Annotated in this window: 5 protein-coding genes; all 5 read left to right on the top strand. The window is 71.4% G+C overall.

Annotation, left to right across the window (positions count from 1 at the left end; translation table 11 throughout):
- The first annotated feature begins 36 nt into the window (after positions 1–36).
- Positions 37–1,293, top strand: coding sequence for a Tm-1-like ATP-binding domain-containing protein (locus B8460_RS10825; protein ID WP_084623508.1), 1,257 nt, complete (start codon positions 37–39; stop codon positions 1,291–1,293).
- A gap of 31 nt (positions 1,294–1,324) precedes the next feature.
- Entirely contained in the window at positions 1,325–4,351 is a 3,027-nt protein-coding gene (locus tag B8460_RS10820) for a flotillin family protein (protein ID WP_048861612.1), read from the top strand.
- A 2-nt stretch (positions 4,352–4,353) separates the two neighbouring features.
- Positions 4,354–4,791, top strand: a complete 438-nt coding sequence (locus tag B8460_RS10815) for an SRPBCC family protein (RefSeq protein ID WP_048861611.1) — start codon at positions 4,354–4,356, stop codon at positions 4,789–4,791.
- 1 nt (position 4,792) lies between these two features.
- The gene (locus tag B8460_RS10810; RefSeq protein WP_048861610.1) at positions 4,793–5,236 is read left to right on the top strand and encodes an SRPBCC family protein; all 444 of its coding nucleotides are present in this window, start codon (positions 4,793–4,795) and stop codon (positions 5,234–5,236) included.
- On the top strand, positions 5,233–5,880 hold a 648-nt coding region (locus tag B8460_RS10805), incomplete at its 3' end, for an FAD binding domain-containing protein (protein ID WP_048861609.1). The genes B8460_RS10810 and B8460_RS10805, both read left to right, overlap by 4 nt.

Here is a 5,880-nt window from a genome sequence, read left to right as displayed (position 1 = left end):
GTCGCGGCGCCCGAGGGCCACGGCGCCGTCGCGCCGGTGGCGCTGCACGCGCTTGCGGCCGGGGGCGAGCCGGTGGTGATCGTCGTCGGCACGCTCGATACCAAGGGGCCGGAGCTGCGCTTCATCCACGACATCCTGCGCGGCTCCGGCCTGCGGCCGCGTCTCGTTGATATCTCGACCGGTGGCGGCCCGTCCGGCGCGGACATACCGCCGCATCAGCTCGCGGCGTTCCATCCGCGCGGTCCGGGCGGCGTGTTCTCCGGCGATCGCGGCACGGCCGTGGCCGCGATGACGCAGGCGTTCGAGGCCTGGGTCCGGCGTCAGACCAACATCGCGGGCGCCATCGCCGCCGGCGGTTCGGGCGGCACGGTGATCGCGGCGGCGGGGCTGCGCGCCCTGCCGCTCGGCGTGCCGAAGCTGATCGTCAGCACCATGGCCGCGGGCGACGTGCGCGCCTATGTCGGCCCGTCCGACATGACGATCATGCACGCGGTGACCGACGTGCAGGGGCTCAACGTCCTGTCGCGGCAGGTCCTGGGCAACGCCGCCCACGCCGTCGCCGGCATGGTCCACGCACGGCTGGCCGCCCGCCCCGTCACGGGCGGACTGCCGGCGATCGGGCTGACGATGTTCGGCGTCACAACGCCCTGTGTGCAACAGGTGACCGCGCAGCTCGCCGATCGCTACGAGTGCCTGACGTTTCACGCGACCGGCATCGGTGGTCAGGCGATGGAGGCGCTGGCCGAGCAGGGGCGTCTCGCCGGCGTGATCGATGTCACGACGACGGAGATCTGCGACCTGCTGTTGGGCGGTATCCTGCCGGCGGGCGAGGACCGCCTCGGTGTGTTCGCGCGCGCGCACCTGCCCTATGTCGGCGCCTGCGGCGCGCTGGATATGGTCAATTTCGGCCATCCCTCCACGGTCCCGGCGCGCTATGCGGGGCGGCTTCTGTATGCCCACAACCCGCAGATCACGCTGATGCGGACGACGCCCGAGGAATGCGCCGCGATCGGCGCCTGGATCGGCGAACGGCTCAACCGCATGACCGGCCCGGTGCGGTTCCTGATGCCGGAGGGCGGCGTGTCGGCGCTCGACGCGCCCGGGCAGCCGTTCCACGATCCCGTCGCAGACGCCGCCCTGTTCGAGGCGATCGAGGCGACCGTGGTGCCGACGGCGCGCCGCGTCGTGCGCCGGGTGCCGGCCCATATCAACGACCCCGCCTTTGCCGCCGCGCTCGTCGCGGCGTTCCAGGAAGTGCACGCGACCCGCAGCCGGCGCGGTGCAGCCTTATGAACCATCTCGGTCTGCGTCCGGAGGCGCCTGCATGTCGGCTCAGCTGATCGGCCCGCTTATTCTTTGGCTGGTGATCGCCGTCGTGGTGATCGCCGTCGTGATCTACTTCGTGAACCGGCTGTATCGCAGATCGTCCAAGGAGGTCAGCTTCGTCCGCACCGGCTGGTTCGGCGAGCGAGTGGTGATCAACGGCGGGGCGTTCGTCCTGCCGTTCGTCCATGCCGTGACACCGGTCAACATGAACGTGCTGCAGATGGGCGTGAAGCGGGAGAAGGGCGAGGCGGTGATCACCCGCGACCGCATGCGCATCGACATCGAAGCCGATTTCTACGTGCGCGTCGCGCCGACGCAGGAGGCCGTGTCGATCGCCGCGAGCACGCTCGGCGGCCGCACCATGGACCAGGAACGGCTGCGCGCCCTGCTGGCCGGCAAGTTCGTGTCCGCCCTGCGCGCCGTCGCCGCCGCGATGACCATGGAGGAGATGCACGAGCAGCGCAGCGATTACGTCAACCGCGTCAAGTCCACCGCGGCGGAGGCATTGGCGCAGAACGGGCTGGAGCTGGAGACCGTCGCGATCCTCGACCTGGATCAGACGGAGCTGCAGTATTTCAACCCGTCCAATCGGTTCGACGCGGAAGGCCTGACCCGCCTGATCGAGGACATCGAGGCGCGGCGCAAGCTGCGCAACGACATCGAGCAGGACAGCCTGATCCTGATCCGCACCCGCAATCTGGAGGCCGAGAAGCGGGCGCTGGAGATCGACCGGGAAAGCGAGACCGCCCGGCTCGATCAGGAGCGCGACATCGAGATGCGCCGCGTCATGCAGCGGACCGAGATCGCCCGCGAGCGCGCGTTGCGCGAGACGGAGGCCGAGCAGGCGCAGACGACCGCCCGCGAGGAAATCGAGCGGATGCGGATCCTGAACGACAAGGCGATCAGCGAGGCGCGCATCGCCGCCGAACGCGACGTGCGGCGGCAGGAGATCGAGCGCACCCAGATGCTGGACGCCGCCGAGATCGCCAGCTTCGAGGCGGTGGAGCGCGCCCGCATCGCGCAGGAGCAGGGGCTGACGCACGCCCGCATCGCCCAACAGGAGGAGACGCAGCGGCGCGAGATCGAGCGCGGCCGCACCGTCGATGCCGCCACGATCAGCGCGCGCGAGGCGACGGAGAAGGCACGCATCGAGCAGGAACGCGCCCTCGCCGACGCCCGCATCCAGCGCGAGGAGGAGACGCGCCGCCAGGAAATCCTCGCCGCCCAACGCACCGAACAGGCCGACATCGAGTCGCGCGAGACGACGGAGCAGACGCGGATCGCGCTGGCGGAGGAGACGCGGCGGCGCGAAATCGCCCGGACGCTGGCGATCGAGGAGGCGGAGATCGCGGCCCACCAGGCCGCCGAGACGCTGCGCATCACGCAGCAGCGGGAGATCAGCACCGACCGCATCGCCGCTGACCGGCGCGTGCGGGAGATGGAGATCGCCCGCGCCGTGGCACTCGAACAGGCGGAGATCGCGGGGCAGCGGGAGACCGAACAGGCGCGGATCGAACGCACCCGCACGCTGGATGCCGCCGCCATCGCGGCGCAGGAGGCGACGGAAGCGGCCCGCATCGCGCAGGAGAAGACCCTCGCCGCCGAGCGCATCGCGGCGGAGGAAGCGACCCGCAGGCGCGAGATCGACCGTGCCCGCGAGGTGGAGCGAGCCGAGATCGCCGCACGCGAGGCGGTGGCCGCCACCCGCATCGCGGAGGCCCTGCGCGTCGCGGCCGAGCGGATCGCCGCCGAACAGAAGACGCGCGACCTCGAGATCGCCCGCGACCGCGCGCTCGAGACCGCGGAGACCGCCGCGCGCGAGGATGTCGCGCGCGCGCGCATCACGGCGGAGCAGCAGACCCGCACCGCCGACATCGCCCGCGAACGGGCGCTGGAGGCGGCCGACCTCGAGCGGCGCGAGGCGGTGGAACAGCGGCGCATCGCCGTCGAGCTGCTGCTGGAACGCGAGCGCATCGTCTCGCAGCAGCTGCGCGAGACCCTCGCGATCGAGCGGCAGCGCGTCGTGGAGGAGGCGGAGGAACGACGGATCGCCGCCCTCGCCACCGCCCATATCGAACGCGCCATCGCCGACCAGAAGGTGCAGCAATCGGCGATCGAGCTGCGGCGCGACACGGAGATGGCCGACATCCTGCGCGAGCAGATCCTCGAGGCCGCGCGGCTGGATCGGCGGCGCACCCTCGAACAGATCGAGATCGCCCGCATGCAGGCGATCCAGGAAGCCGAGATCGCGGCGCGCGAGGAAATCGAGCGCACGCGGATCGCGACCGAACGCGGCCTGGATCAGGCCCGCGTGGGCCGGGAGCGGGATCTGCGGCGGCTCGAGATCGAACGCGAACGCGACGTAGAGCAGGCGGCCATCGAAAAGGCCGTCGCCATCGCACGCAAGTCGCTCGAACAATCCGCCGCCCAGGCGGAAGCGGCCGGCGCGCGCGCCACGGCCGCGGCGGCCGAGGAGCGGGTGCAGACCGTCCGGGAAAACGAGGCCGCGCAACGGCGCCGCACCGTCGAGGTACTGCTGGCCGAAAAGGCCGCCGAGGAGGCGCGGATCGCAGCACAGGCCGAGCGCGTGCGCTCCGAGGTCACGGCCGACGCGCAACGCCTTCTCTACGAGGCGGAGAACGTGCTGACCGACGGCGCCCGGCACGGCCTGTTCCGCCGCCGCCTGCTCGACCGCATCGAGGGCATTGTGCGCGAAAGCGTGCGGCCGATGGAGAAGATCGAGGGCATACGCATCCTGCATGTCGACGGCGTGACGGGCGGCGGCGGCGGCGCGGGCGGAGGGCGCAACCCGACCGACGACGTGATCGACAGCGCGCTGCGCTATCGCATGCAGGCGCCGCTGGTCGATCAGATCCTCAAGGAAATCGGCATCGAGGGCGGCAGCATCGCGCGCATGGGCAACCTGATCCGCGAGGCGGCCGATCTCCAGCGTGTCGGCAAGGAAGCGGCACGCGGGCGGCCCGAGGGCGGCGAGGCGCCACCCGACGGCCGGACGGGCGCGTGACGATGGCTAAGGTGTTCGTCTCCACCGTCCTCAACGCCCCGGCGGCGCGGGTCTGGGCACGGGTGCGCGACTTCAACGGCCTGCCCGGCTGGCATCCCGCCATCGCCGAGAGTCGGATCGAGGGCGGCGATCCGTCCGACCGGATCGGCTGCGTACGCGATTTCCGCCTGCGCAACGGCGACCGGCTGCGCGAAAAGCTGCTCGGCCTGTCGGACTACGACCTGTTCTGCACGTATTCGATCCTCGACTCGCCGATGCCGGTCTCGAACTACGTGGCGACGCTGCGGCTGACCCCGGTTACCGACGGCGACCGCACCTTCATCGAGTGGACGGCGGAGTTCGACGTGGCGCCGGAGCGCGAGGCCGAGATGATCGCGCAGATCGGCGGCGGCGTGTTTCAGGGTGGCTTCGACGCGCTGAAGCGGCAATTCGGCGGCTAGCATGGTGCATATCCTGCGCAGCACCGTCATCGCCGCACCGACCGACCGGGTCTGGGGGGTGCTGCGCGACTTCAACGGCCACGATCAATGGCACCCGGTGGTGACCACCAGCCGGATCGAGCGCGGCTATGACAGCGACCGCATCGGCTGCGTCCGTCGGTTTCGTCTGCGCGACGGGGCGGAACTGCGCGAGCAGCTTCTGGCGCTCTCCGATCTCGAACAGGCGTTCAGCTATTGCCTGCTGGAGACGCCGGTGCCGCTGCTGAACTACGTGGCACATGTCCGGCTGCTGCCGGTGACCGACGGCGACCGCACCTTCTGGCAGTGGGAATCACGCTTCGACACGCCGCCGGGCGAGGAAGCGGCGCTCGAGCGCATGGTGCGCGAGGATGTCTACGAGGCGGGCTTCGCCGCCGTACGCGCGATCGTCGAGGGCCACGCATGACGGTCAGCGTCACCACCTGTGCTACGCTGGCCGAGGCGGCGTCGATCCTCGGCCAGCGGCGCGACGCGCGCTATTTCGGCGGCGGCACGCTGCTGATGCGCGCGCTCAACGAGGGTGATACCGGCATCACCACGCTGGTCCGCAGCACCGACCGCGCGCTGCTGGACCTGCGGGTGTCGGGCGGCCGCCTGGAGATCGGTGCGGGCGTCACCATGGCCGCGCTGCTTGCCAGCCGCGAGGCGGCGTTCCTGCATGGCGCGGCGCGGCTCATCGGCGGTCCCGCCGTGCGGTCGGCGGCGACGGTCGGCGGCAATCTGTTCGCCCCCGCGCCGTATGGCGACCTTGCCGCTGCCTTGCTGGCGCTCGATGCGACGGTGCGTCTGGCCGGCGATCCCCGTCGCGAAGTGCCGCTCGATGAGCTGATCGGCGCGCGCGCCCGCACGCCGGTGCCGCTCGTCGCCACGATCCTCGTGCCGCGCCCCGCGCAGCCCGAGGCGTTCCGCTTCCTCAAGGTGTCGCGCGTGCATCCCAAGGGCATATCCGTCCTGAGCATCGCGGCCCACCTGCCGCTGACCGGCGGGCGCATCGGCGCCGCGCGGGTCGCCTATAACGCGATGGCGCCCGCGCCGATGCGCGCCCGCGCC

The organism is Acidisphaera rubrifaciens HS-AP3 (genome assembly GCF_000964365.1).
Taxonomy (GTDB): domain Bacteria; phylum Pseudomonadota; class Alphaproteobacteria; order Acetobacterales; family Acetobacteraceae; genus Acidisphaera; species Acidisphaera rubrifaciens.
The sequence above is the reverse complement of the archived record's forward strand: the minus strand, read 5'-3'. Positions and strand labels throughout refer to the sequence as shown.

Bases quoted from the DNA above. Each gene is read 5' to 3' on its own strand.
- B8460_RS10815 (WP_048861611.1), top strand. From the start codon at position 4,354: ATGGCTAAGGTGTTCGTCTCCACCGTCCTCAACGCCCCGGCGGCGCGG.
- B8460_RS10810 (WP_048861610.1), top strand. From the start codon at position 4,793: ATGGTGCATATCCTGCGCAGCACCGTCATCGCCGCACCGACCGACCGG.
- B8460_RS10820 (WP_048861612.1), top strand. From the start codon at position 1,325: ATGTCGGCTCAGCTGATCGGCCCGCTTATTCTTTGGCTGGTGATCGCC.